Annotated in this window: 23 protein-coding genes; 14 read left to right on the forward strand and 9 right to left on the reverse strand. The window is 67.7% G+C overall.

The window, feature by feature from the left end:
* The first annotated feature begins 269 nt into the window (after positions 1–269).
* The 6 genes from F3H57_RS12845 to F3H57_RS12870 all read left to right on the forward strand — a co-directional run bounded on the left by F3H57_RS12845 (position 270) and on the right by F3H57_RS12870 (position 6,231).
* A complete protein-coding gene (locus F3H57_RS12845) occupies positions 270–1,487 on the forward strand; it encodes an NAD-dependent epimerase/dehydratase family protein (protein WP_149756311.1) in 1,218 nt (405 codons plus the stop codon).
* A complete protein-coding gene (locus tag F3H57_RS12850) occupies positions 1,484–2,314 on the forward strand; it encodes a glycosyltransferase (RefSeq protein WP_149756312.1) in 831 nt (276 codons plus the stop codon). Before F3H57_RS12845 ends, F3H57_RS12850 begins: the two co-directional genes overlap by 4 nt.
* Complete coding sequence (locus F3H57_RS12855; RefSeq protein WP_149756313.1) at positions 2,305–3,183, forward strand: NAD-dependent epimerase/dehydratase family protein; 879 nt, start codon at positions 2,305–2,307, stop codon at positions 3,181–3,183. The genes F3H57_RS12850 and F3H57_RS12855 overlap by 10 nt, the downstream gene beginning before the upstream one ends.
* Positions 3,184–3,224: 41 nt before the next feature.
* The gene (locus F3H57_RS12860) at positions 3,225–4,226 is read left to right on the forward strand and encodes a DMT family transporter (RefSeq protein WP_149756314.1); all 1,002 of its coding nucleotides are present in this window, start codon (positions 3,225–3,227) and stop codon (positions 4,224–4,226) included.
* A complete protein-coding gene (gene eno / locus F3H57_RS12865) occupies positions 4,223–5,500 on the forward strand; it encodes a phosphopyruvate hydratase (RefSeq protein ID WP_149756315.1) in 1,278 nt (425 codons plus the stop codon). Before F3H57_RS12860 ends, eno begins: the two co-directional genes overlap by 4 nt.
* A 101-nt stretch (positions 5,501–5,601) precedes the next feature.
* Positions 5,602–6,231 carry a DedA family protein gene (locus tag F3H57_RS12870; protein ID WP_149756316.1) on the forward strand — a complete coding sequence of 210 codons (630 nt, stop codon included), beginning with the start codon at positions 5,602–5,604 and terminating at the stop codon, positions 6,229–6,231.
* Here the strand turns inward: F3H57_RS12870 and ccmE are convergent.
* From ccmE to F3H57_RS12890, 5 genes are all read right to left on the reverse strand, one after another.
* Complete coding sequence (gene ccmE / locus F3H57_RS12875) at positions 6,228–6,683, reverse strand: cytochrome c maturation protein CcmE (protein ID WP_149756317.1); 456 nt, start codon at positions 6,681–6,683, stop codon at positions 6,228–6,230. The genes F3H57_RS12870 and ccmE overlap by 4 nt on opposite strands.
* An 85-nt stretch (positions 6,684–6,768) precedes the next feature.
* Positions 6,769–7,797 (reverse strand): N-acetyl-gamma-glutamyl-phosphate reductase, encoded by a 1,029-nt coding sequence (gene argC / locus F3H57_RS12880; RefSeq protein ID WP_149756318.1) that lies wholly within the window; start codon positions 7,795–7,797, stop codon positions 6,769–6,771.
* 148 nt (positions 7,798–7,945) lie between these two features.
* The gene (locus tag F3H57_RS12885; protein WP_149756319.1) at positions 7,946–8,755 is read right to left on the reverse strand and encodes a glutamate racemase; all 810 of its coding nucleotides are present in this window, start codon (positions 8,753–8,755) and stop codon (positions 7,946–7,948) included.
* Between the two features lie 63 nt (positions 8,756–8,818).
* Positions 8,819–9,001, reverse strand: a complete 183-nt coding sequence (locus F3H57_RS22885) for a hypothetical protein (protein WP_316633242.1) — start codon at positions 8,999–9,001, stop codon at positions 8,819–8,821.
* Positions 9,002–9,064: 63 nt separating this feature from the next.
* Positions 9,065–12,487: an indolepyruvate ferredoxin oxidoreductase family protein gene (locus F3H57_RS12890; RefSeq protein WP_149756320.1), complete on the reverse strand. Its 3,423-nt coding sequence runs from the start codon at positions 12,485–12,487 to the stop codon at positions 9,065–9,067.
* A 165-nt stretch (positions 12,488–12,652) separates the two neighbouring features.
* Here F3H57_RS12890 and F3H57_RS12895 point away from each other — a divergent pair, with 165 nt between their 5' ends.
* Positions 12,653–13,558: a LysR family transcriptional regulator gene (locus tag F3H57_RS12895; RefSeq protein WP_149756321.1), complete on the forward strand. Its 906-nt coding sequence runs from the start codon at positions 12,653–12,655 to the stop codon at positions 13,556–13,558.
* Positions 13,559–13,884: 326 nt separating this feature from the next.
* Complete coding sequence (locus F3H57_RS12900; protein WP_149756322.1) at positions 13,885–14,790, forward strand: endonuclease/exonuclease/phosphatase family protein; 906 nt, start codon at positions 13,885–13,887, stop codon at positions 14,788–14,790.
* A 117-nt stretch (positions 14,791–14,907) separates the two neighbouring features.
* Here the strand turns inward: F3H57_RS12900 and uxuA are convergent, their stop codons facing one another.
* The 4 genes from uxuA to F3H57_RS12920 are packed head-to-tail and all read right to left on the reverse strand — an operon-like array spanning position 14,908 to position 19,610.
* Positions 14,908–16,062, reverse strand: coding sequence for a mannonate dehydratase (gene uxuA, locus F3H57_RS12905; RefSeq protein ID WP_149756323.1), 1,155 nt, complete (start codon positions 16,060–16,062; stop codon positions 14,908–14,910).
* Positions 16,063–16,097: 35 nt separating this feature from the next.
* Complete coding sequence (locus F3H57_RS12910; protein WP_149756324.1) at positions 16,098–16,829, reverse strand: FCD domain-containing protein; 732 nt, start codon at positions 16,827–16,829, stop codon at positions 16,098–16,100.
* A complete protein-coding gene (locus F3H57_RS12915) occupies positions 16,826–18,616 on the reverse strand; it encodes a glycoside hydrolase family 2 protein (RefSeq protein WP_149756325.1) in 1,791 nt (596 codons plus the stop codon). Before F3H57_RS12915 ends, F3H57_RS12910 begins: the two co-directional genes overlap by 4 nt.
* Positions 18,617–18,623: 7 nt before the next feature.
* Positions 18,624–19,610, reverse strand: a complete 987-nt coding sequence (locus F3H57_RS12920; protein WP_149756326.1) for a TRAP transporter substrate-binding protein — start codon at positions 19,608–19,610, stop codon at positions 18,624–18,626.
* Positions 19,611–19,825: 215 nt separating this feature from the next.
* Here F3H57_RS12920 and F3H57_RS12925 point away from each other — a divergent pair, with 215 nt between their 5' ends.
* From F3H57_RS12925 to minE, 6 genes are all read left to right on the forward strand, one after another.
* Complete coding sequence (locus F3H57_RS12925) at positions 19,826–20,329, forward strand: TRAP transporter small permease (protein WP_149756327.1); 504 nt, start codon at positions 19,826–19,828, stop codon at positions 20,327–20,329.
* A 10-nt stretch (positions 20,330–20,339) separates the two neighbouring features.
* On the forward strand, positions 20,340–21,644 hold the full coding sequence (locus tag F3H57_RS12930) for a TRAP transporter large permease (RefSeq protein WP_149756328.1): 1,305 nt from the start codon (positions 20,340–20,342) through the stop codon (positions 21,642–21,644).
* Positions 21,641–24,001, forward strand: a complete 2,361-nt coding sequence (locus F3H57_RS12935; protein ID WP_149756329.1) for a glycoside hydrolase family 31 protein — start codon at positions 21,641–21,643, stop codon at positions 23,999–24,001. The genes F3H57_RS12930 and F3H57_RS12935 overlap by 4 nt, the downstream gene beginning before the upstream one ends.
* Before the next feature lie 299 nt (positions 24,002–24,300).
* A complete protein-coding gene (minC, locus tag F3H57_RS12940; protein WP_149756330.1) occupies positions 24,301–25,011 on the forward strand; it encodes a septum site-determining protein MinC in 711 nt (236 codons plus the stop codon).
* Positions 25,008–25,856 carry a septum site-determining protein MinD gene (minD, locus tag F3H57_RS12945; RefSeq protein WP_149756331.1) on the forward strand — a complete coding sequence of 283 codons (849 nt, stop codon included), beginning with the start codon at positions 25,008–25,010 and terminating at the stop codon, positions 25,854–25,856. The genes minC and minD overlap by 4 nt, the downstream gene beginning before the upstream one ends.
* Positions 25,853–26,134, forward strand: coding sequence for a cell division topological specificity factor MinE (gene minE, locus F3H57_RS12950; protein ID WP_188129682.1), 282 nt, complete (start codon positions 25,853–25,855; stop codon positions 26,132–26,134). Before minD ends, minE begins: the two co-directional genes overlap by 4 nt.
* Positions 26,135–26,160 lie beyond the last annotated feature (26 nt).

Below are 26,160 nucleotides of genomic sequence, written 5' to 3' on the forward strand. Positions count from 1 at the left end.
TTAGGCATCCTCGCGGTCGCAACCAGTTGTCGCAGCGGCACCCGGGTATGCGCACCGGGTAGACCGGAACACCTATTTGCCCCGCAAATTCATTGTCTTGCGAGGCGTTTTGCACCAATGGCGCCACGCAACACAGCCACCCTGCGCCATTGCACAGCCCGGGCCGACCTGCCGGCCCCGGTCTTGCCCCCTGTTGCAAAAGGGTCATTTTACTTTCACAGACGCGCCGACTACGACGCGGCGTCACGAACGGACCGGAGGCCAATCCCATGCGCATCGCCATTCTCGGAGGGGACGGCTTTGTCGGCTGGCCCACCTGCCTGCACCTTTCGGCCCAGGGCCACGAGGTGCATATCGTCGACAACCTGTCGCGCCGCTGGATCGACACCGAGCTTGGCGTGCAGTCGCTGACCCCGATGGATTCCATCCAGGAACGCTGCCGCATCTGGAAAGAGGTGTCGGGCGAGGTCCTGCACTTCCACCTGCTGGATCTTGCCAAGGAATACGAGCGCCTCAAGGCTTGGCTGGTCGATCACCAGCCCGACGCGGTGATCCACTTCGCCGAACAGCGCGCCGCCCCCTATTCGATGAAGACCGACCGCCACAAGGTCTACACCGTCAACAACAACGTCAGCGCGACGCATAACCTGTTGGCTGCGATGGTGGAATCTGGCATCGACGCGCATCTGGTGCATCTCGGCACGATGGGCGTCTACGGCTATTCCAGCGTCGGCGCGCCGATCCCCGAGGGCTATCTCGACATCGAGATCGACACGCCCACCGGCAAGAAGGCGCAGGAGGTGCTCTACCCGACGAAGCCCGGCTCGGTCTATCACATGACCAAGTCGCTCGATCAGATCCTGTTCCAGTTCTATGCCCAGAACGACGGGCTGAGGATCACCGACCTGCACCAAGGCATCGTCTGGGGGACGCATACCGACCAGACGCGGCGGCACGACCAGCTCATCAACCGCTTCGACTATGACGGCGATTACGGCACGGTGCTCAACCGCTTCCTGATCCAGGCGGCGATCGACTACCCGCTGACGGTGCACGGCACCGGCGGGCAGACCCGTGCCTTCATCCACATCCAGGACTCGGTGCGCTGCATCGAGCTGGCGCTGAACGATGCGCCCGAGGCCGGCGAGCGGGTGAAGATCTTCAACCAGATGACCGAAACGCACCGCGTCCGCGATCTGGCCGAACTGGTGGCGAAGCTCACCGACGCGGAAGTCGCCTACCTTCCGAACCCGCGCAAGGAAGCCCCCGAGAACGACCTGATCGTGAAGAACGACCAGTTCCTCGCGCTCGGCCTCGACCCGACCACGCTGGCCGAGGGGCTGCTGGCCGAGGTCGTCGACGTCGCCAAGAAATACGCCCACCGCATCGACCGAAGCCGCGTGCCGGCGGTGTCGGCCTGGACGAAGGATCTCGGCTCTCGCGTGGAGCGCGACCCCGAGGGCAAGTCGCTCAAATCGGTGTCGTGAGCCCGCTGCGCCCCGAAGGCCCGGCCCGCGCGACCCGGGCCTTCGTCACGCTCGTCACCAATGCCGATTTCGCCCGCGGGGCGGCGGCGCTGCTGCACTCGCTCGCGCTGACCGGCACCGGGGCCGACCGGGTGGTCCTTCACACCGAGGCGGTGCCGGAGGACGCACTTGCGATCTTGCGCGAGCGTGGTGCGCGGCTGATCGAAACGGATCTGCTGCCGACCAGCGCCGCGTTCAACGAGGCGCATGCCAAGGACCAGATCCACGGCCGCAACCCTTTCACCAAGGGCGAAAAGCCCCCCTTCCACACCCCGCTCGACAATTTCGCCAAGCTGCGGCTCTGGCAGACGGAGTACGAGCGGGTCGTCTTCCTCGATGCCGACACGCTGGTGCTGCGGAACATCGACAGGCTGTTCGACTATCCGGAGTTCTCTGCGGCGCCCAACGTCTATGAAGGGCTGGCCGACTTTCACCGCATGAATTCCGGCGTCTTCACGGCCCGGCCCTCCGCCGCGACCTTCGAGGCGATGCTTGCCCGCCTCGACGCGCCCGGCGCGTTCTGGCGACGCACCGACCAGACCTTCCTGCAGGATTACTTCCCCGACTGGCACGGCCTGCCGGTCTTCGACAACATGCTGCAATATGTCTGGTTCAACCTGCCCGATCTCTGGGACTGGCAGGCGATCCGCGTGCTGCATTTCCAGTACGAAAAACCGTGGCAGGACCACGCCAAGGCGGACCGGCTGCGCCCCCTCATCGACCTCTGGCGCGCCCATGAGCGCGGCGAGACGCCGGAGCTCTCGGCCCTGCCCGCCCCATGCGCGTAGCGATCACCGGCGCCACCGGCTATGTCGGCCGATTCTTCGTCGCCGCGGCGCTGGCGCGGGGCCACGAGGTGACCGCCCTGACCCGCAGCGCGCCCGAGGGACCGGTCCGGCACCTGCCCTACGATCTCTCCGCGCCGGTCCCGGACCTCACAGGCCATGACCTGCTGGTGCACACCGCCTTCGCCCACGTCCCCGGCCGCTACCGGGGCGGCGAGGGCGAGGATCCGGCCGGCTTTCTCGCCGCGAACCTTGGCGGGACGCGCAGGCTCTTCGAGGCTGCCGTGGCGGCCGGCGTGCCGCGCGTGGCCTTCCTGTCCTCCCGCGCGGTCTTTGACGGCCTGCCCGGCGGCACCCACCTGCCTGAAGACCTGCCGCCCGAGCCGGCATCTCTCTACGGCAAGGCGAAGCTCTCCGCCGAGGAGCATCTTGCCGCCCTGCCGCTCACCGGCTGGTCCCTGCGCGCCACCGGGGTCTTCGGGCTGGAGCCCTCGGACCTCGCCCGCCCCGCGCCGCCCGCTTGGCGCAAATGGCACGCGGAGCTGACGGAAGCCTTCGCCGGACACGCTCCCGATCCCCGCCGGGGCACGGAGGTGCATGGACGCGACCTCGCGGACGCGCTGTTTCTGCTGGCGGAGGCCGACGCGCCCGGTGGACCGGTCCATGTCTCCGACATCCTCCTCGACCGGCGCGAGCTGATCGAGGCCGCGGCGGCCGCCGCGCAGCGCCCCCTGCCGCTCCCCGAGACCTCGGACGCGCCGGTCAGCGCGCTGGGCTGCGGCCGCCTCTCCGCCTTCGGCTGGGCGCCCTCGGGGCGCGCGCGTCTCCACGCGGAGATGCCCGCGCTCCTGTCCGCCTACGGGCTCGCCTAGACCCTCTGGCGCTCCGTCCCGATCCCGGCCACAAGGCGGAGATGGACAATCTTCGCGGTATCTCCCTCATGGTCCTCGCCATGGCCGCTTTCGCGGTCGAGGACGCCTTCATCAAGGCCGCCGCGCATGCGGTCCCCACCGGGCAGATCCTCGTGACCATCGGCGCTGTCGGCGGCGGGGCCTTCGCGCTCTACGCCCGCTCGCGCGGCGTGCGCCTGTTCGGACCGGTGCTGTGGTCGCGGGCGGTGATCCTGCGCAACGTGACCGAGATCTTCGGAACGCTCGGCTTCGTCACCGCGATCACCACCATCCCGCTCGCCACCGCCTCGGCCATCGCGCAGGCGGTGCCGCTGGTGATCACCGCCGGCGCCGCCTTCATCTTCGGCGAAACCGTCGGCTGGCGGCGCTGGAGCGCCGTGCTCGCCGGGCTCGCCGGCGTCCTGATCATCCTGCGGCCGGGCCTCTCGGCCTTCGATCCCAACACGCTCTGGGCGGTGCTGGCGGTCGTGGGGCTGGCAGGCCGTGACCTGGCCTCCCGCGCGGTTCCGCGCGAGGTCAGCCATCTGCAACTGGCCACCTACGGCCTCCTGACGGCGATCCCTTCGGGCCTCTTGCTGATGCCCTTCACCGGCGCCCCGGTCATGCCCGCGCCGCCCGCCGCCGGGCTTCTGGCCTGCGCCATCGCGGTCGGCGGCGTCGCCTATTACGCCATCACCAGCGCCACCCGCACCGGCGACATCGCGGTGGTCACGCCGTTCCGCTACACGCGGATCCTCTTCGCGCTCCTCATCGGACTCGCGGTCTTTGGCGAGATCCCCGACCTTGCCACCCTTGCCGGCGCCGCGCTGATCGTGGCCTCGGGCACCTACACGCTCCTGCGCGAACGGGCGCGGGTGCGGGCCGCCGCGCACCCGGCGCCAGCCTACCCGGACGCCTTATCCGTTATCGCTAACGCAAAGGCGCTCACGGCGCGTTTACCTCTGCTCCGCCCTGCGCTATCCCGAACCCGAACGCGACCTGCGCAAAAGGGACGGACCCCATGAGCATGATCATCGACATCTTCGCGCGCGAGATCCTCGATTCCCGCGGCAACCCGACCGTGGAGGTCGACGTGACCCTCGAAGACGGCTCCATGGGCCGCGCCGCAGTGCCCTCGGGCGCCTCGACCGGCGCCTACGAGGCGGTCGAACGCCGCGACGGCGACGCCGAGCGCTACAAGGGCAAGGGCGTGCTGGAAGCCGTCGCCGCGGTCAACGGCGAGATCGCCGAAGAGATCGTCGGCCTCGACGCGACCGATCAGGTCGCGCTCGACACCGCGATGATCGAGCTTGACGGCACCGACAACAAGGGCCGGCTCGGCGCCAACGCCATCCTCGGCGTGTCGCTCGCGACCGCCAAGGCGGCGGCGGAGTTCTGCACCCAGCCGCTCTACCGCTATGTCGGCGGCACGTCGGCGCGCGTCCTGCCGGTGCCGATGATGAACATCATCAACGGGGGCGAACACGCCGACAACCCGATCGACATCCAGGAATTCATGATCATGCCGGTCGCCGCCACCTCGATCCGCGAGGCGGTGCGCATGGGGAGCGAAGTGTTCCACACGCTCAAGAAAGAGCTGTCGAGCGCCGGCATGTCCACCGGCCTCGGCGACGAGGGCGGCTTCGCACCCGAGCTCAAGGGCACGCGCGACGCGCTCGACTTCATCCTGAAGTCCATCGAGAAGGCCGGCTACAAACCGGGCAAGGATATCTACCTCGCCCTCGACGCCGCCTCGACCGAGTATTTCGAGAACGGCAAGTACGAGATGAAGGGCGAAGGCCTGTCGCTCACCCCCGAAGAGAATGTCGACTACCTCGCCAAGCTCTGCGACGATTACCCGATCATCTCCATCGAGGATGGCTGCGGCGAGGACGACTGGGAGGGCTGGAAGCTCCTGACCGACCGGCTCGGCGACCGCGTGCAGCTGGTCGGGGACGATCTGTTCGTGACCAATCCGACGCGCCTCGCCATGGGGATCGAGAAGGGCTGCGCCAACTCCATGCTGGTCAAGGTCAACCAGATCGGCACGCTCACCGAGACGCTGAAGGCGGTCGACATGGCCCACCGCGCGCGCATGACCAACGTGATGTCCCACCGTTCGGGCGAAACCGAGGACGCCACCATCGCCGACCTCGCCGTCGCCACCAATTGCGGGCAGATCAAGACCGGCTCGCTCGCCCGGTCGGACCGGCTGGCGAAGTACAACCAGCTCATCCGCATCGAGGAGATGCTGGGCGAGAGCGCCGAATACGCCAGCACCTCGATCCTGCGGGGCTGAGCCCGCCACACCGAACGGAAAATCGCGCCGCGCCACCGGGGCGGCGCGAACGAACCGGCCGCCCCGCGCGTTGACGGCGAAACACACCGCAAAGGGCCAAGATGACCGGCTGGATCACCTCCTTGATGGAACAGAGCAGCTACGCCGCCGCCGCGTTCCTGATGTTCCTCGAAAACGTCTTCCCCCCGATCCCGTCCGAGATCGTGCTGCCGCTCGCCGGTTTCATCGCCCACCGCGACGGGCTGAGCCTCGTGCTGATGATCGCCACCGGCAGCGCCGGGTCCCTGGCGGGGGCGGTACTGTGGTATTATCTCGGGGCATGGATCGGGCTCGATCGTCTCAAGTCCTTCGCACGCAAGTACGGCCGCTGGCTGACGCTTACCCCGGGCGAGATCGACGCCGCCGACGCCTGGTTCGACAACCACGGCGGCAAGGCCGTGTTCATCGGGCGCCTGGTGCCCGGTATCCGCACCTTCATCTCCGTACCTGCCGGTCTCTCGGGCATGGGCATGGGCAAGTTCCTGAGCTACACGGCGGCCGGTACGGTTATCTGGACGACGTTCCTGACCGTCGCGGGCTGGTTCCTCGGCCGCAATTACGCGGCGGTCTCGGGCTGGCTCGCCCCGGTGTCCAACGTCGTTCTCGTGGTGCTCGTCGGCTGGTATCTCTACCGCGTCGCCACCTTCCGCCGCACAATCCGGCGCGAGGACGAAAAGCGCGACAGGGCCTAACTGCCCGCCTCCGGCGCCTGGTAGACGCCCTGCTCCTTCAGCGCGTCCACGACCTCCTTGGGCATGTAGGTCTCGTCGTGCTTGGCCAGGATCTCGGTCGCCTCGAAGGTGCCGTCCACGTAGCGGCCGGTGCCGACCATGCCCTGGTTCTCCTCGAAGAGATCCGGCAGCACGCCGGTGAAAACGACCGGCACGCTCGCCCCGCCATCGGTCACGGCGAACGACACCCGCTCGCCCTGTCCACGCACGAGCGTGCCCTCTTCCACCAACCCACCGATGCGGAACACCTCGTCGGCGCGCGGCGGCTCGGCCATCACCTCGCTCGGGGAGCGGAAGAAGTTGATGCCGTCGCGCATCGCGTAGCCGATGAGCGCCGTCGACACGACCAGCGCCACCGCCGCCAGCGCCACCACCTGGATCCGGCGTCTCTTCTTCAGCCTCGCAAGTGCCATGCCCAATCCTCTGCTGTTCCGTATCCAATATAGGCGATCCGCCCCGGCTACGAAAAGCGGCCGCGCGCCGCAGCCGCCCGGCGGATCATGGGAAGCAGGGCGCCAGCATCAACCCGGCCGTCTCCGCCTCGCCCAGCATCAGGTTCGCGTTCTGCACCGCCTGCCCCGAAGACCCCTTGGTGAGGTTGTCGAGCGCGGCGACCACGATGGCCCGCCCGCCGATCCGGTCCCCGGTCACGCCGATATGGCAGAAGTTCGAGCCGCGCACATGATGCGTCGACGGCGTCTCGCCCATCGGCAGGACGTGCAGGAACGGCTCGTCCGCATAAGCCGCGGCCAGCGCGCCATGCACCGTCTCCGCCTCGCCCGACACGTAGGCGGTGGCGAGGATACCGCGATTCATCGGCAGAAGATGCGGCGTGAACTGCACCCGGACCTCGCGCCCTGCGATGGCGGAAAATTCCTGATCGAACTCGCCCAGATGCCGGTGCGTGCCGCCCACCGCGTAGGCGTTCGTGCCCTCCGACAGCTCGGCGTGCAGAAGGTTTTCCTTCAGCGACCGCCCGGCCCCGCTGACCCCGCATTTCAGATCGAGGATGATGTCGTCCAGTCCGATCGCCCCGGCCGCGATCAGCGGACGCAGCGCGAACTGCCCGGTCGCCGCATTGCAACCGGTACCGGCGACGAGCCGCGCCAAGGCGATCTCCTCGCGGTAGAACTCGGTCAGGCCGTAGACGGCCTCCTTCTGCATCTGCGTCGCGGCGTGGGCGTTGCCGTACCATTGCGCATAGGCCTCGGGATCCCGCAGCCGGAAATCGGCAGACAGATCGACGATCTTCAGATGCTCCGGCAGTTGGGAGATCACCTCCTGGCTCGTCTTGTGCGGGAGCGCGCAGAAGCACAGGTCGATGCCGCCGAAGTCGATCTCTTCCCAGGTTACGAGCTTCGGCAGATCGAGATGGCGCAGATGCGGAAACACCGCCGCCATCTCCTGCCCAGCCCTGGAATTGGCGGCAAGCGCGCGGATTTCGAAAGACGGATGCGTGGCGATCAGGCGGATAAGCTCCGCGCCGGTATAGCCCGACGCGCCGATGATGGCGATCCTGTGGGTCATGGCCTGTCTCCTTCCGGCGCTCTTCGCGCGCCTTCTAACCCGTCCCGCACGCCAAGACCATGGCGCCAGACCCCTTAGCGCCTCCCGGCTTCTTTGGGCCGCAAATACTCTCAGGGCGTGCGGGGGCGGAACGCCCCCGCCGGTCGGCTCATGCCGCCTCGAACACGATCTGCCGGCGCAGGAACTGCGTCGCCTGCCCCGAGACCTTGCGCGGATCGCCGGTGGTCAGGAACTTCGCCGTCCCGTCCCCGGCGCGTCCGGGATGGCGTTTGAGGTAATCTTCAAGGCTCTCGGCCACCACCTGGGCCTGGCTGAACACCTTGACCCGGGGGCCCAGCGCCTCCCGGAACACTTCCTCGAGAAGCGGATAATGCGTGCAACCCAGCATGGCGGCCTCGGGATGCGGCATCTTGCGCTTGAGCGCATCGACGTGCGAGCGCACCAGCGCCTCGGCGAGGATCATGTCGCCCTCCTCGATCGCATCGACGAGCCCGCCGCAGGCCTGCGCCTCCACGTCGACGCCCACCGCGCGGAAGGACAGTTCGCGCTGGAAGGCGCGGCTGCGCACCGTCGCCGGTGTCGCGAACAGCGCCACGCAATTCACCGCGACCTCCCGCGGCGGCGAATTGTCGCCCCAGCGCCGCTCGGTCAGCGCCTCGATCAGCGGCACGAAGACGCCGAGGACGCGCTTGCCCTCGGGGATCCAGGCCGCCTGCATCCGGCGCAGGGCCGCAGCGCTCGCGGTGTTGCAGGCCAGGATCACCAGGTCGCAGCCCTCGTCAAAGAGCCGCTGCACCCCGGCGGTGGTCAGCCGGTAGATATCATCCGCGTTGCGGACGCCATAGGGCGCATTGGCATTGTCGCCGAGATAGACGAACGGCACCTCGGGCAGATGCCGCGACACCGCGTCCAGAACCGTGAGGCCGCCGAGCCCCGAATCGAAGATGCCTACTGCCATGCGCCCTGCCTCGCCTTGTCCGGGCGGCCTCTGGCGCGCGGCCTCCGCGCACATCTGCCTGCCCTACCGATGCTTCTCCTCGAACTCCAAACCGGTATCGAGCGATGCCGGCGGAGTCGGGGACAAGCCATAGGTCGACGCGCGCAGGAATTCCATCAGGTCGCGCGTATCCCGGGCGCGGCGGGCGCGCATGAACAGCGCCGGATACATCGCGACACGCCGGGGCGTACGCGCCGCGCCGCCCATTCATCTGCCCGGAAATATCCCGGGGAGCGCGAGGGGCTGGCCCCTCGCTCCGCCATGCGACATCTATTCCGCCGCGCGGGCCAGCGCCGTGCCGCCATCGCGTAGCGCCGCCAGCAGTTCCTCGCGCCGCCTCCTGGCCTTTTCCGCGTTCGCCGCCTTGACCGGCCCGAAGCCGCGGATCGTGCGCGGCAACTCGGCCAGCGCGACCAGCGCGTCCCGCGTCCCGGGGCGCGCCTGCGGCAGCCATTCGGCCATGTCGGCCTCGTATTGCCGGATCAGCGCGCGCTCCATCCGGCGCTCCTCGGACCGGCCGAACGGATCGAAAGGCGTGCCGCGCAGCCATTTCAGACGCGCGAGCAGGCGGAAATTGCGCAGCATGCCCTCGCCGTAGCGCTTCTTGACAGGGCGGCCGTCGGCGCCCTCCTTGGCCAGGATCGGCGGGGCGAGATGGAAGTGCATGCGGAATTTACCGTCGAAGGCCGCCTCGGCCTTCGCGCGGGTCTCCAGGTGGAGCCGCGCGACCTCGTACTCATCCTTGTAGGACAGCAGCTTGTGATAGCCGCGCGCGACCGCCTCGCGCAGCTTCGGGTCCTCCACGCGATCCACCATCGCGCGGTAGCGCCGGGCGAGGCGCTTGCCCTGGTAGGCGGTCAGGTGCGCGGCGCGCGCCTCTATCCGCTCTTCGAGCGTCTTCGGCCTGTCCACCACGTTCGGCACCGCCACGCGGGCCGCCTCCTCGGGGTGCACCATCGCCCAGCGGCCGATCTCGAAGGCGCGGGTGTTGCCCTCCACGGCCGCGCCGTTGAGCTCGATGGCCCGCAGGATCGCGGCTTTCGGCAGCGGCACGAGGCCCCGCTGCCAGGCCGCGCCAAGCAGCATCACGTTGGAGAAGATGGAATCGCCCAGTGTGGCGCGCGCCAGTTCCGACGCGTCGAAGAGGTCCAGCCGGTCCTTCATCCGCCGCTCCAGCGCCAGCTTCAGTCGGTCGGCCGGAAGCGCGAACTCGGTGTTGCGGGTAAACTCTCCCGTCGGTGTCTCGTGGCTGTTGACCACGGCGCCGGTGCGGCCCGTGGCGCATAGCCCCAGCGTCTTCGACCCGGCGCTCACCACCAGATCGCCGCCGATAAGCGCGTCGGCCTCCCCGGTCGCCACGCGCACCGCGCTGATGTCCTCGGGCGCCTTGGCCAGCCGCAAGTGGATGTGCACCGCGCCGCCCTTCTGGGCGAGGCCGGCCATCTCCATCATGCCGGCGCCCATGCCGGCGATCTGCGCCGCCTGCGCCATCACCGCGCCCACGGTCACGACCCCGGTGCCGCCGACACCGGTGACGATCACGTTCCAGGTCTTGTCGATGCCCGGCACCTTCGGTTCCGGCAGATCCGGCAGCATCAAGTCGGTGGTCGCGCCCTTCTTCGGCTGCGCCCCTTCGAGCGTGACGAAAGACGGGCAGAACCCGTTGAGGCAGGAGAAATCCTTGTTGCAGGCCGACTGGTCGATCTCGCGCTTGCGGCCGAACTCGGTCTCCTTCGGGGCGATGGCGACACAGTTGGACTGCACTCCGCAATCACCGCAGCCCTCGCAGACATCGGTGTTGATGAAGACGCGAGTGTCGGGGTCGGGAAATTCACGGCGCTTGCGGCGCCGCCGCTTCTCGGCCGCGCAGGTCTGCACGTAGAGGATCGCGGTGACGCCGGGGACCTCGCGCAGCTCCTTCTGCACGGTCTCCAGCTCGGCCCGTTCGTGCCAGCCGACCGATTTGGGGAAATGCGCGCGCTCGGGCTCTTCTTTCTCGTCGTAGACGACCTCGATCCGGCCGACGCCCATCGCCTCGAGCTCCCGGGCGATGCGACCCGGGGTCAGCCCGCCTTCGTTCTTCTGCCCGCCGGTCATCGCGACGGCATCGTTGTAGAGGATCTTGTAGGTGATGTTCGTCCCGGCGGCGAGCGCCGCGCGGATCGCCTGTTTCCCCGAATGGTTGTAGGTGCCGTCGCCGATGTTCTGGAAGACGTGCGGCGTCTTCGAGAACGGCGCCTCGCCGATCCAGTTCGCCCCTTCGGCGCCCATATGGGTGAAGCCGGTGGTACTGCGGTCCATCCATTGCACCATGTAGTGACAGCCGATCCCGGCATAGCCGCGGCTGCCCTCGGGCACCTTGGTGGAGGTGTTGTGCGGGCAGCCGGCGCAGTAATAGGGCAGCCGCGCCGCGATCTCTTCCACGTTGTCCGCCTTGCGCGCTTCGGCCAGCGTCGCGAGGCCGGCCTTCACGGCCTCGGTGCCACGCCCCTCCTCGATCAGGATCTCGCCCAACTTCTCGGCGATCCAGACGGGATCGAGCGCGCCGCGCGTCGGGAACAGCTCCTCGCGGTGCATGCCGCCGGCGCCGCCCTTGTACCATCCATAGACGCGCCGCCCCCGGCGGTCGTCGAAGATCGCCTCCTTCACCTGCACCTCGATCAGCTTGCGCTTCTCCTCGACGATGATGATGAGGTCGAGCCCCTCGGCCCAGTCGTGGAAGCCCTGCATGTCGAGGGGGAAGGTTTGCCCGACCTTGTAGGTGGTGATCCCGAGCCGCTCGGCCTCCGCCTCGTCGATGCCCAGGAGGGTCAGCGCATGGGTGAGGTCGAGCCAGTTCTTGCCCGCTGCCACGAGGCCGATCTTCGCGCCCGGCTTGCCCCAGGCACGCTTGTCCATGCGGTTGGCATGGCTGAACGCCTCCGCCGCGAAGCGCTTGTGGTCGATCATCCGCGCCTCCTGCAGGTGCGGGGTGTCGCCCAGCCGGATGTTCAACCCGCCCTCGGGCATGGCGAAATCGGACGGGTCCACGAGGCGCATCCGGTCCGGGCGCCCGTCGACCACCGCCGTCGCCTCCACCGTGTCCTTCATGGTCTTGAGGCCGACCCAGAGCCCGGCGAACCGGGAGAGCGCATAGCCGTAGATGCCGTAATCGAGGATCTCCTGCACACCGGCGGGGCTGACCACCGGCATATAGGCGTCCACGAGCGCCCATTCGGACTGGTGCAGCACGGTGGAGCTCTCTCCCGTGTGGTCGTCGCCCATGGCCATCAGCACACCGCCGTGTTGCGAGGTGCCGGCCATGTTGGCGTGCCGCATCACGTCGCCGGACCGGTCCACCCCCGGGCCCTTGCCGTACCAGAGCCCGAAGACGCCGTCGTACTTGCCCTCCCCCCGCAGTTCGGCCTGCTGGCTGCCCCAGAGCTGCGTGGCGGCCAGATCCTCGTTCAACCCCTCCTTGAAAAGGATATTCGCCGCTTCGAGCCATTTGCCGGCGCGCTTCATCTGCAGGTCCACCGCGCCGAGCGGCGAGCCGCGATAGCCCGTCACGTAACCGGCGGTGTCCAGCCCCGCCGTCTCGTCGCGCGCTTTCTGCATCAGCATCAGCCGCACAAGCGCCTGCGTGCCGTTCAAGAGCACTCGATCCTTGCCAATGTCGAAGCGGTCGTTCAGGGAAATGTCATGTGTGCTCATCGTGCGCCTCCCGCCGCTCAATGATCCATCCATTTCAGGAATCTAGGTCAAATAGCCTGACGCGCACAGGAATTTTTCGGGCCTTTTCTGCGCTGCGGCATAGAACATTCTACATGTATTCATTATTTCGGGGTACAGCACACAGAATGCTCGAAAGTTGATCGGATGGATTGGGACAAGCTCAGAATCTTTCACGCGGTGGCCGATGCCGGTTCGCTCACCCATGCCGGCGACGCGCTGCACCTGTCGCAATCGGCGGTGTCCCGGCAAATTCGCGCGCTGGAGGAATCGCTCAACACCACCCTCTTCCACCGCCACGCACGGGGCCTGATCCTCACCGAACAGGGGGAGCTGCTGTTCGATGCGACCTCCTCCATGGTTAAGCGGCTGGAAGCGGCGACCGCCCGCATCCACGACAGCGAAGAGGAAGTCTTCGGCGAGTTGCGGGTGACCACCACGACCGGCTTCGGCTCGCTGTGGCTCGCCCCGAGGCTGCAGAAGCTCTACGACAAGCATCCCGAGCTCAACATCGACCTGATGCTGGAAGAGCGCGTGCTCGACCTGCCGATGCGCGAGGCCGATGTCGCCATCCGCATGAAGGAACCAAGCCAGGCGGACCTCATCCGCAAACGCCTGATGTCGGTGAAGATGCGCCTCTACGCCGCGCCCGACTACCTCGACCGCTTCGGCACGCCCCGCACGCTCGAGGAGCTGTCCGGCCACCGCCTGATCTGCCAGAATCCGCGCTCAGCGCAGGTCACCGCCGGGTTGCAGCTGGTCCAGAACCTCCTGACCCACGACATCCACGGCACGCTGACCGTGAACAATTACTTCGGCGTGCTGCAGGCGGTGATATCCAGCCTCGGCATCGGCGTGCTGCCCGATTACATCATCGAGGATTTCCCCTCGGTCGTGCGCGTGCTGCCGGACGTGGAGTCCAACGAGGTGCCGGTCTTCCTCGCCTACCCCGAGGAGCTGCGCCAGTCCAAGCGCATCGCCGCCTTCCGCGATTTCGTGCAGGAAGAAATCGTCGCCCACCGCACCAGCCGGAAGGCCATGGGCGCCGAGTGAACGCGCCCACCTCCTGCACGCAGCCTTTGCGTGTGGCCTTCGTCTACACACGTTAAACGTGTCTTGCATGTGACGCATAGCGGCAATGCCCAGCAGCCGCAGCGCTTTCGCTTGCGCGACTCAAACGCGATGCCTAATTCAGCAATCGAACGATGCAACGCCCTTCGGGGCAGCATGTTCATACCTCCCTGTTGGACTTCGGCCGAGCTTTGTGCTCGGCCTTTTTTTTGGTGCCCCCCCGCCACACAACCTGCCGGGGTGGCAGTCGCACGGTACGGGCACGATTCCGCCCCCCCGATCGGCATCGCGCCCTACACTCTCCAGCCATGAAGACCGCGCTTCGTCTCCTCGCTCTCGTCCTCGCGCTACCGCTGATCCTGGCCTGCGCACTCCACATCGCCAATTCGGGAAGCGGCGCGCTGCCGCCGCGCGCCGAAGGCGCCCTGCGCGTGGCCACGCACAATGTCCATTACATCCGGGCGCGGCACGAGACCGGCCGCTGGTCTGTTGGTGACTGGCAGGGGCGCGCGCCGTCGCTCGACGCCGCTTTTAAGGCGATGGAGGCCGACCTTGTCGCCTTCCAGGAGATGGAGACCTTCTCGGGCGGCAACAGCGACGACGTCAATCTGGCCCGGAGCTACCTGCTGGACCGCAATCCCGGCTATGCCGCCGCTGCTATCGGCGACTGGCGCGATTTTCCCTCGACCCAGCCGATCTTCTACCGCACAGATCGGTTGTCGCTGCGCGACCAGGGCTGGTTCTTCTTCTCGGAGACGCCCGAGCGGATCTACGCGCGCAGCTTCGACGGCTCCTATCCCGCCTTTGCGTCCTGGGCGGAATTCGCCACCACCTCAGGCCGGGCGTTCCGCGTGCTCAACGTGCATTTCGACGCCGCCAGCGGCGACAACCGGCTGAAATCCGCGGAGCTCGTCGTGCGCCGCCTCGCCGCATGGCCCTCGGACATTCCCGTCCTGCTCCTCGGCGATCTCAACGCCCGCGCTGGCGCGCCGACGCTGGACATACTTGAAGAGGCCGGGTTCGACTTCGCGCCGACGGAGGGCGCGACGTACCATTTCGACCGGGGGGTCAACCTCTTCGGCGCCATCGACCACATCGCCTCGGGCGCCGGCCTGACGCGCGTCGGAGGTCCGGTCGTCCTGCGCCGCCGCTTCGCCGGCGACTGGCCTTCGGACCACTACCCCGTCATCGCCGATTATCGCCTGGGCGACTGACGGGATGCGCCGCCGTGCCCGACCGGATACCTGCCGGCCGATGGCTTTCAGCGCAGGAGGAGGCGGCACCATTCGCAGGGTTTTCCCATCCGGCCCGGGCCGGGCGGCGGCGCCACGCTAGGACGCCAACGCCGCCGCCACGCCGCGCAGCTCGGCCAGCCCGCGCAGCCGTCCGATATAGGGATAGCCGGCGCGCATTCCCCGCTCCCGGTCCCAGGCGATCATGTGGCCGTGGTCGGGGCGCATGGGGATCGCCGCGCCGCGCCGCGCTTCTAGGCTGAGCGCGCGGCGCACGATCTCCACGAGGCCCGCATCGCCGCCGAGATGCTCGGCCTCGTGGAAGCTGATGCCGTCCGCTTCCCGCCGGGTAGAGCGCAGGTGAAGGAAATGCACCCGGTTTCCGAAGCGGTCGATCATGCGCGGCAGGTCGTTGTCGGCACGCACGCCAAGCGAGCCGGTGCAGAAGGTCAGACCGTTCGCCGGAGTGTCCGCGTGCGCCAGGATGGCGGCAAGATCGGATTCGGTCGACACCACCCGCGGCAGACCGAACAGCGGGAACGGCGGGTCGTCGGGGTGGATGGCGAGCTTCACGCCCGCTTCTTCCGCCGCCGGCAGCACGCGGTCGAGGAAGGCGAAGAGGTTGGCGCGCAGCCCCTCGGCCCCGATGCCGCGATAGGCGGCGATGCGGTCGCGGAACGCCTCCAGCGTCCAGCTTTCCTCGGCCCCCGGCAGCCCGGCGATGATCGTGTCCGTGAGCCGCTTCCGACCCGCATCGCCCAGAGACGCGGCCCGCTTCGCCGCCTCTTCGGCGATATCGGGCCGGTGATCGGCCGCCGCGACGTCGCGGGCGAGGACATGGATGTCGAAGACCGCCGCATCGACGGCGTCGTAACGCAGGCAGCGCGCGCCGTCCTCCAATGCGTGCGAAAGGTCGGTGCGCGTCCAGTCCAGCACCGGCATGAAATTGTAGCAGACGGTGCCGATGCCGGCCGCACCCACGGCGCGCAGGCTTTCGGCCCAGGCGTCTGCATGGGCCTGCCAGCCCGGCGCACCGGTCTTGATGTCCTCGTGCACCGGAATGCTCTCGACCACATTCCAGTCGAGCCCGGCATTGGCGATCATCTCCTGCCGCGCTGCGACCTCGTCTTTCGTCCAGACCGTGCCGGCCGGCTGGCCGTGCAGCGCGGTGACGATGCCGCGCGCCCCGGCCTGCCGGATGTCGGAGAGGGTCACGGGGTCGTCGGGGCCGAACCAGCGCCAGGATTCGATCATGGAATGTATTTCCTCTTTCGCGATGCGGCTTGGGGTCAGCCGGTCCGCGTGACCGGCTCGAACAGGTACCCGTCGAAGGACGGATCATCGACATCCGAGAGCGTCATCAGCGTGTCCCGCACATTGCCGAGATGGCGCCACATCGCCGCGCGGGCCGCCCCCTCGTTGCGCGCCTGAAGACCGGCGAGAACGGCCTCGTGGTCGTCCAGCCAGGACCGACGGTACGTCGTCTCGAAGATGCGGTTGTGCAGCTTGGCCCACATCGGGCTCTGCTCGCGCTTGCGCCACAGCTCCTCGACCATATCCACCAGGACAGAGTTCTGGGTGGCCTGCGCCACGAGCCGGTGGAACTCGCGGTCGCCGGAATAATCGGCGTCGCCGCGCGCAAGGTCGGCGCGTTCGCGTTCCAGCGCCTCGCGCAGATGCAGGATGTCGGACTTGGTGACGTTTCGCGCGGCAAAGCCTGCGATCTCGGCCTCTACGAGCTGGCGCGCCTGCAAGAGCTCGAACGGCCCGATATCGTCGCGCACAGGCGCAGCCGTCTCGGGCGCAGCCACCGAGACGTAGACGCCGGAGCCCTTGCGGACCTCCACCGCGCCCTCGATCTCCAGCAGGATAAGCGCCTCCCGCACGAGAGAGCGGGACACGTTCAGCCGCTCCGACAGCCCGCGCTCGGGCGGCAGGCGGTCGCCCTCTCCGAGACGCGCATCCGCGATCAGCCCGCGGATGGCCTGCGCGACGTCCTGGTATTGCCGCCGGCCGGTCATTGCCCGGTCTCCTCGGTCGCGCGGCGCTCGGCGTAATGCGCCGCGAGGACGTGGAATGCGGGCTTCTTCGTGCGCTTGTCGGCCGCGATCAGACCCTTGCGGTTCCAGCCGCGCTGGAACACGTTCTGGCGCCGCTCGACCCGGAAATCGTAGAGGATCCAGGGTGACATGCCCTTGACGTAATCGAGCGTGCGCAGCGTCGCGATCTGCTTCTCGTAGACCTCGGCCTGGTAGGCGACGGAGAACAGGCCCGTCTCGGGCCCGGCCTCGTGGTCGCCGTCCGCGCCGGTCTCGGAGATGACCACTGGCCGGTCGGGGGCGGAGTTCTCTCCGATCACGGCCAGTTCGTCGAAATTCTCGTCATACCAGCCGTAATATTCGTTGATCCCGATCACGTCGATATGCGCGGCGAGCCGATCCTCGATCTTCAGCTTGCGGTGATTGACGAGGCAGGCCGCGCCGATCAGGCGCGTCGGGTCCTCCGCGCGGCACGTGTCCGCGAGGTGGCGCATGAAAGACAGGCGCGCATCGGTGTCGGGGTTCTCGTTGCCGATGGACCAGATCGCAACGCTCGCCCGGTTGCGGTCACGGCGGATGAGCTCGCGCAACTGGTTGGTCGCGTCGGCCCGGGTGTCGGGGTTGGCAAAGTCGATGGCCCAGTAGACCGGGATTTCCTCCCAGAGCAGCAGGCCCATCTCGTCGGCGATCTGCGGCGCGCGTTCGTGATGCGGGTAATGCGCGAGCCGGACGAAGTTGCAGCCAAGCTCTAGCGCGTGTTCGAAGCGGCGGCGGATATCGGCCTCGCTCGTGAGCTTGCCGGTCTCCGCGTCGTCCTCGTGGACGGAGATGCCGCGCAGGAAAAGCGGCTTGCCGTTGAGCACGATGTCGGTGCCGCGCCGCTCGACCGTGCGGAATCCGACGCGGTCGCGCACGATGTCCTCGCCCACGGTGCAGGTCACGTCGTACAGGCGCGGCGTCTCCGGCGACCAGAGGTCCGGCGCGGCATCGAACGCCGCCTCCCCCTGCCCGCCGGACAGCGCGATCGAAGCATCGATGCCAAGCTCGGGGATCTCGATCCGCGCGGCTTCGGCGGGGCCGTCGGCTGTCATGCTGACACGGATCTTGCCGCCGTCGAGCCGCACGAAGAGATCTCGGATTACCGTCTCCGGCGTCTCGAACAGCTCAACCTCGCGGTAGACGCCGCCGTAATTGAACCAGTCGGTATTGCGCATCGGCACCCGGTCCAGCGTCCGCGTGTTGTTCACGCAGAGCATGATCCAGTTCTCGCCCTCCGCCAGCGCGTCTGTCACCTCGACGCAGAACGGGGTCGAGCCGCCGTAATGGTTGCCGAGGAAGGCGCCGTTCACGAACACCTTGCAATCGTATTGCGCGGCGCCGATCCGCAGGAAACGGCGCCGCCCCTTGTCCAGGGGGTCCACGGTGACCGGCCGGCTGTACCAGGCCGAGCCCTCGAAGAAGTACCACTTCTCCTTGAGCATCTGCCAGCACGACGGGACCGGCACCGTCTCGCCCTCGTGGGGGTCGTAATCCCACGGCTCGATCCGATCCTCCGGGCGGGACGGCGTCATGGCGTACCATTTCTGCCTGAGCCCGGTATCGAGAAGGTCCACGCAGAACAGCCAGTCCCCATCCAAGGACCGGCTTTGCCGGCCCCCGGTGAAGATCATCGTATCCGCATTCAGGTTCTGCAGGTTGAAGGGCCGGTCATAGGCCTCGTCATGCAGCGCCTGCAGCGCGTTCTCCGCGATGTCGGATCGTTCGAGCATGGCCGGCTCAGGAGCCCGAGCCGTCGCCCGCGGCGGCCTGGATGCGCTCGATCAGGTCGGCCACGGTGTCGGACTGGGACGCGACCTCGTCGTACATCGGCTGCACAACCTCGACGAAGGGGGCCTTGTCGACCTCGTGCACCTCGACGCCGAGCTCGCTTTTGGCCTGCTCGATGGCCGCATCGGAGGCTTCTGCCCAATCCTCGCCGTGACGCTCCTGCATTTCGGCGGCGGCGGTCATCAGCGCCTCCTGCTCCGCCTCGCTCATGTTGTCCCAGGCGCAGTTGGAGATCAGGACGACCGACGGAATGATCGTGTGCTCGTCGAGCGAGAAGTCCGACACGACCTCGCCATGGCGTGCGGAGGTCAGTGCGGTCGGGTTGTTCTCGGCCGCGTCGACGACACCCTGCTGCAGGGCGCTGTAAAGCTCGCCCCAGGAGATCGGCGTGGGGTTGCCGCCGAGCAGCTCGACCATCCGGATCGCCGACGGCGACGGCTGCACGCGCACCTTCACGCCGTCGAGGTCGGCCGGCGACAGGATCGGCTTCTGGCCGTAGAACGACCGCGCGCCCTCGGTCAGGAAGGCCACGCCGCGGAAGCCGTTGTCTTCCGACGCGGCAAGGATGTCCTGGCCGATCTCGCCCGAGATCACCTGTTCGAAGTGATCTTCGGAATCGAAGATGTAGGGCAGGTTGATGGCCGAGTAGCTTTCCTCGAACGCTTCGAGCTCGGAGGCGTTGGACCGCGCCATCTCGAGCGAGCAGTTCTGCAGCAGCTCCATCGATTCGCGCTGGGTGCCGAGTTGCCCGTTGGGGAAGATCTGGATCTGCACCTCACCGTCGGTCAGCTCGGACACGCGGTCGGCCATGAACTGCATGGAGACGTGCGTGGGGTGATCCTCGGGATTGTTGTGGTTGAGACGCAGCGTGTCGGCCTGGGCCGCCGTGGCCAGCGCCGCGACGGCTGTCGTCGCGAAAAGAGCGTTAAATTTCATGGTGTCCTCCCGGAATGTCGCAAGATCTGGTCGCCCAGACTGGTCGACCAATCAACCGGAACATGGCTGCGACCGCGCCATCTAGTCAACCGGTTTGTGTAAATTGGTTGACCAAAGCGCCCGTGACTGAAAGGTTGCGCGAAATTCTCGGCACGGGGAGGAGGCGAGATGTCGGCACTTCACGGACATAGACGCACGGTGCGGCGAGGCACGCCATGAAATCGGCAGTCGACGTCTCCCTGCGGGTCATCATCATCGCGATCTTCGCCACGCTCGTCGTCTGCGTGAGCTGGCAGGTGGTCAGCCGCTACGTCTTCGGAACACCCAGCGTGCTGACCGACGAGATCGCCCGCTTCCTGTTCATGTGGCTCGCCCTGATCGGCGGCGCCTACACATTCGGCGCGCGGCGGCACCTCGCCATCGACCTTCTGACCGACTCGCTGAAGGGCCGGGCGAAGCTCGCCTCCGAAGCGTCGATCCTGACCGTCGTCGCGGTGTTCGCGGCGATCGTGATGGTCTGGGGCGGCAGCACGCTGGTCGCGCGCACCTTGGCCTCCGGCCAGGTGACCCCGGCGCTGCGCATCTCCATGGGCTGGGTCTACGGGGCCATCCCGTTCTCGGGCGCGGTGATCGTGTATTACTGCGCCCTCTTCTTCGCCGAAATCGCCCGGGGGCGCCTGCCGGGCGCCGAGGGCGAGGTCGACCTGCCGCTGGAATGAGGAGGCGCACGTGAGCTACGCGATCTGGGTCCTGTTCGGCTCCTTCGTCGTCTTCATGGCGATGGGCGTGCCGATCGCCTTCGCCATCGGGTCCGCGGCGACGCTGACCTTCCTTCTGTTCATGAGCTTCGAGCAGTCGATCTTCATCGTCGCCCAGCAGATGGCGTCGGGGCTCGACAGCTTCACGCTGCTGGCGATCCCGTTCTTCATCCTGGCGGGCAACATCATGAACCGCGGCGGCATCGCGCTGCGGCTGATCGACTTCGCCAAGGTTCTGGCCGGCCGCCTGCCCGGCGCGCTGGCCCATTGCAACGTCATCGCCAACATGATGTTCGGCGCGATCTCGGGCTCGGCCGTTGCCTCCGCCGCGGCGGTCGGCGGCGTCATGGCGCCCCTGCAGGAGCGCGAAGGTTACGACCGGAGCTATTCGGCGGCGGTCAACATCGCCTCCTGCCCCACCGGCCTTTTGATCCCGCCGTCGGCTACGCTCATCATCTACTCGCTGATCACCGGCGGCACCTCCATCGCGGCGCTGTTCGTCGCGGGATACCTGCCGGGGCTGCTGATGGGCGGCGGGCTGATGCTGGTCGCCGGCATCATCGCCAAGCGGCGCGGCTACCCCGTCTCCCCCCGCCCCAGCCGGGGCGAGGTGTTCCGCGCGGCGCGCGACGCGATCCTGCCGCTGGGCCTGATCGTCGTCATCATGGGCGGCATCATCTCGGGCATCTTCACGGCGACCGAGGCGTCGGCCGCGGCGGTGATCTACGCGCTGGTCCTCGCGCTTGTCTGGTACCGCGAGATCAGCGTGCGCGACCTGCCCCGGATCATCATGGAATCGGCCGTCACGACGTCGGTCGTGCTGCTGATGATCGGCGCGTCCATCGCGATGAGCCGGGCGATGGCCTTCGGGATGATCCCGAACACGATCTCCGATCTGCTGCTCGGCATCTCGGACAATCCGCTGGCGATCCTCCTTGCGATCAACGTCACGCTCCTCTTGATCGGCACGTTCATGGACATGACACCGGCGCTCTTGATCTTCACGCCGATCTTCATGCCGGTGGTGGGCGATCTCGGGATGGACCCGGTGCATTTCGGCATCGTGATGACCTTCAACCTCTGCATCGGCATCTGCACGCCGCCCGTCGGCTCCGCGCTCTTTGTCGGTTGCTCCGTCGGGGGGACCTCCATCGCCAAGGTGATCCGCCCGCTTCTTCCCCTCTACGCGGTGCTGGTGACGCTGCTGCTCGTGGTGACCTACGTGCCCGAGATCAGCCTCTTCCTGCCGCGCGTTCTGCTTGGATACGGCTCATGAAGACTCTGCGCAACTGGACCCTCCACGACCGTCACGACGCGGGCTGCGATCTTCTGGTCGAGGGCCGGCACATCCTGCGCATCCGCGCGCTGGAGGACGACCTGATCCGGGTGTCGCTTCTGAAGAACGGCGCCTGGCGGCTGGACCGCACCTGGACCGTCGCGCCGGGCGGCGCGATGCCATGGGAAGGGCGCGCGCGCGACGACCTGTCGGGCTTTTCCTGCCCGGCGGTGACGATCCGCGAAGGCGACGCTCTCGAGATCGAGACCGCGCGGCTGCAGTTGACGATCCGCACGCCGCTGCAGCTCTGCTGGGCTGCGTGGATCGGCGATGAATGGGTCCCCTTCACCGAGGAACGCCCGACCGGCGGCACGCTGATGGGCACCGACGATCACCGCCACGGCCATTTCCTGCGCCGCTATCCCGGTGAACGGATTCACGGCCTCGGCGAAAAGGCGGGCGATCTGGAGCGGACCGGCAAGCGTTACGAGATGCGCAATCTCGACGCCATGGGTTACGACGCGGAGACGACCGATCCGCTCTACAAGCACGTGCCGTTCACGATGACCCAGACCGAAGGCGCCGGCGCCTGGTCGATCTTCTACGACAACCTCGCCTCGTGCTGGTTCGACCTCGGCAACGAGCTCGACAATTACCACCTCGCCTATCGCGGGGTCCGGGCCGAGGACGGCGATCTCGACTACTATGTCCGCTGGGCGCCGCAGATGCTGGACCTCGTGAAGGGCCAGGTGCGGCTGACCGGCGGAACCGCCTTCCCGCCGCGCTGGACGCTGGGCTATTCCGGCTCCACCATGAGCTACACCGACGCGCCCGACGCGCAGGCGCAGCTCGAAGGGTTCCTGACCCGGATCGAGGAGCACGACATCCCCTGCGACAGCTTCCAGATGTCGTCGGGCTACACCTCCATCGGGCCGAAGCGCTACGTCTTCAACTGGAACACCGAAAAGGTACCGGACGTGGACGCGATGACCGCGAAGTTCCGCGACGCGGGCGTGCATCTCATCGCCAACATCAAGCCGTGCCTCCTGCAGGACCATCCGCGCTACGACGAGGTGGCGAAGGCGGGCCTTTTCGTGCGCGACAGCGAGGCACCGGACCAGCCCGAGCGGTCGAGCTTCTGGGACGACGAGGGCTCTCACCTCGATTTCACCAATGCCGATGCGGTGACATGGTGGAAGGAGGGCGTGACCCGTCAGCTTCTTGAACACGGCATCGGGTCGACCTGGAACGACAACAACGAATACGAGATCTGGGACCGCAAGGCGCGCTGCGACGGTTTCGGCGATCCGGTCGATATCGGCCTCATCCGGCCGGTCATGCCGATCCTGATGACCCGCGCCTCCGAAGAGGCGCAGCGCGCCCATGCGCCAGGCCGGCGCCCCTACCTCATCTCGCGGTCGGGCGCGCCGGGGCTTCAGCGGCATGCGCAGACCTGGTCGGGCGACAACCGCACCGACTGGAAGACGATCCGCTACAACATCCGCACCGGGCTCGGCATGAGCCTGTCGGGCTTTTACAACATCGGCCACGACGTCGGCGGCTTTGCCGGCCCGCGCCCGGGGCCGGAGCTGTTCCTGCGCTGGGTGCAGAACGGCATCTTCCATCCGCGCTTCACGATCCATTCGTGGAACGACGACGGCACGGTTAACGAGCCGTGGATGTATCCCGAGGTGCTGCCGCAGATCCGCGACGCGCTGGCGCTGCGCTACCGGCTCCTGCCCTACCTCTACACCTGCCTTTGGCAGGCGGTGACGCAGGACGAGCCGATGCTGCGGCCGCTCTTCCTCGACCACCCGGACGATCCGGCGGCGTGGGAAGAGCGCGACGAGTTCCTGCTTGGCCGCGATCTGCTGGTCGCAAACGTCCTCGACGAAGGCGCGACGGAGCGGACGGTGCACCTGCCGCTCAACGGCACCGGCTGGTGGGATTTCCACGCCGGGACCTGGCACCAGCCGGGCGAGGTCGTGGTGCAGAAGGTCGGCCTCGGCTCCGTGCCGCTCTTCGTCCGCGCGGGTGCGGTGCTGCCGATGTCGGGCGGCGCCATGCGCGCCGATCCTGGCGCGGAGGCAGAGCGGCAGCTTCACCTTTTCCCGGCGCCCGAAGGCGCTGCGGGCTGCGGCGTTCTCTACGAGGATGACGGGATCAGCGAGGACGCTCCGCACAGCCTTCTGGCCTTCACCTTGGAGGGCGGCGAGACGCTGTCGCTGGACTGGCAGCAGCACGGCAACCGCGAGCCGGTGCTCGGCACCGCGCGGGTGATCCTGCCCGCCGGGGAGCATCGCCTCCTGCGCGTTCGCGGCGCCGACATGGACTCGGGCGACGAGATCGCGCTCTGACGGCCGGCGCGCGGATGCGGCCGCCGGCGGGATCGTGACATCAGCTCGGGGGCTTGCCCGGCCTGCCCGCCAGCGCGCCGGCAAGCCAAATGCATGGTGCTTCGGGTTGTGCCCGAAACACTTTTTTCCGGATGGCGGGTTCTCGCTGACGTCGCGCAAAGCGCCTTTCGCGCCGGCCCGATTCCATGAGAATGTCTCGATCCAACAAGAGCGGTGCGGCCCCTGAGTCGCGATCCGCCAGCGAGCAGGAGCAGCGGTCCGACGTGTCTCACCGATACGCCCAGGCCCGGCATGGGGACATGCCGGCCCAGATATCCCATTTCCAGATCCGCGGCCGGTTTCTCACGGCCCTGTCGCTGCGTGTCGAACCGGGCGGCGACGATGCCGCGTTCTATTCGCAGCTCGACGAGCAGTTGCAAAAGACGCCGCACTTCTTCGACGGCGCGCCGATGGTGCTCGACCTGTCGCACGCGCCGGCGCTGGCGCAGGCCGGGCGGCTCGGATCGCTCGTGGCGAACCTGCGGCGTCGCAAGCTGCGCGTCTTCGGCGTGCAGGCGGCCGCGGATCTCTCCGAGGACGCGCTGCAGGATCTCGGGCTGATCCCGGTGGCCGCGGGCAAGGACGCACCGCTGCCCTCCGAGACTCCCGGCGCCCGCCGCTCGCGCGGCGCCAAGCTCGGTGTCGAGAACAAGCTCGTGCGCGGGACGGTGCGGTCGGGCCAGACGGTGGTCTGCGACAGCGGCGACCTGACGGTGATCGGATCGGTCGGATCGGGCGCGGAGCTGGTGGCCGGCGGCAATATCCACGTCTACGGAAGGCTGCGCGGCCGCGCCATGGCCGGCGCCCATGGCGACGAAAGCGCGCGGATCTTCTGCCAGAGTCTCGACGCCGAACTGGTGGCTATCGCCGGCCTCTACCAGACCAGCGAGACGCTGGAGGACACGTTCCGCGAACGCCCCACACATATCTATCTGGAGGACGAGAGATTGCGCATGGAGGTCATTGGATGACGAGCGATCTGAAGCAGGAGCCGCCCCTCGGCCGGGTCGTCGTGATCACGTCCGGCAAGGGCGGCGTCGGCAAGACGACGTCCGCCGCGGCGATCTCGGCCGGGCTGGCCAAGCAGGGATACCGCACGGTCGTGATCGACTTCGACGTCGGCCTGCGTAACCTCGACATGACCATGGGGTGCGAGCGCCGCGTGGTGTTCGACTTCATCAACGTGATCCAGGGCGACGCGCGGCTGAAGCAGGCGCTGATCAAGGACAAGCGGCTCGACACGCTGTCGATCCTGCCCACGTCGCAGACCCGCGACAAGGACGCGCTGACCAAGGAGGGTGTCGAGAAGGTGCTGGACGAGCTCAAGAAGGAGTTCGACTACATCGTCTGCGACAGCCCCGCAGGGATCGAGCACGGCGCCCAGATGGCGATGTACTTCGCCGACGAGGCGGTCGTCGTGACCAACCCCGAAGTGTCCTCGGTGCGCGACAGCGACCGGGTGCTCGGCCTTCTCAGCAGCCAGACCAAGCGGGCCGAGAGCGAGGGCGCCGAGCCGGTGAAGGCGCAGGTCCTCCTGACACGGCACGACCAGACGCGCGTCGATACCGGCGAGATGATGAACGTCGAGGACGTGCTTGAGATCCTCGCCGTGCCGCTTCTGGGCGTGATCCCCGAAAGCCAGGCGATCCTGCGGGCGTCGAACCTCGGCATGCCGGTGGTACTCGACCAGCCCTCGGCGGCCTCGCGCGCCTACGAGGACGCGGTCCGCCGCCTGACCGGCGACGAGGTCGAGATGCGCATCGAGGGCGAGCGCCGCCCGGGCCTCTTCAACCGGCTGTTCGGGCGGGCGTCATGAACCTGTTCGCCTTCGCCCGCAAACAGCGCCGCGCCCGCAGCGCCGACACCGCGAAGGACCGCCTTCAGGTCCTTCTCGCCCACGAGCGCAGCAGCGGCTCGGGGTCCGGAGAGGCGGACTACCTGCCGAAGCTTCAGCGCGACATCGTCGCGGCGATCCGCAAGCACGTGGAGATCGCCGACGACGACGTCGATGTCCGGATGGAGCGCGGCGACCAGATGTCGAGCCTGGAGATCAACATCGATCTGCCGCAGTCGCCCAAGAAGGCGGCCGGCTGATATCGCGGCGCGGCGGGCCGGGGCCC

Origin of the sequence: Roseivivax sediminis, from assembly GCF_900112685.1 — a bacterium.
In the GTDB taxonomy this organism is placed as follows: Bacteria; Pseudomonadota; Alphaproteobacteria; order Rhodobacterales; family Rhodobacteraceae; genus Roseivivax; species Roseivivax sediminis.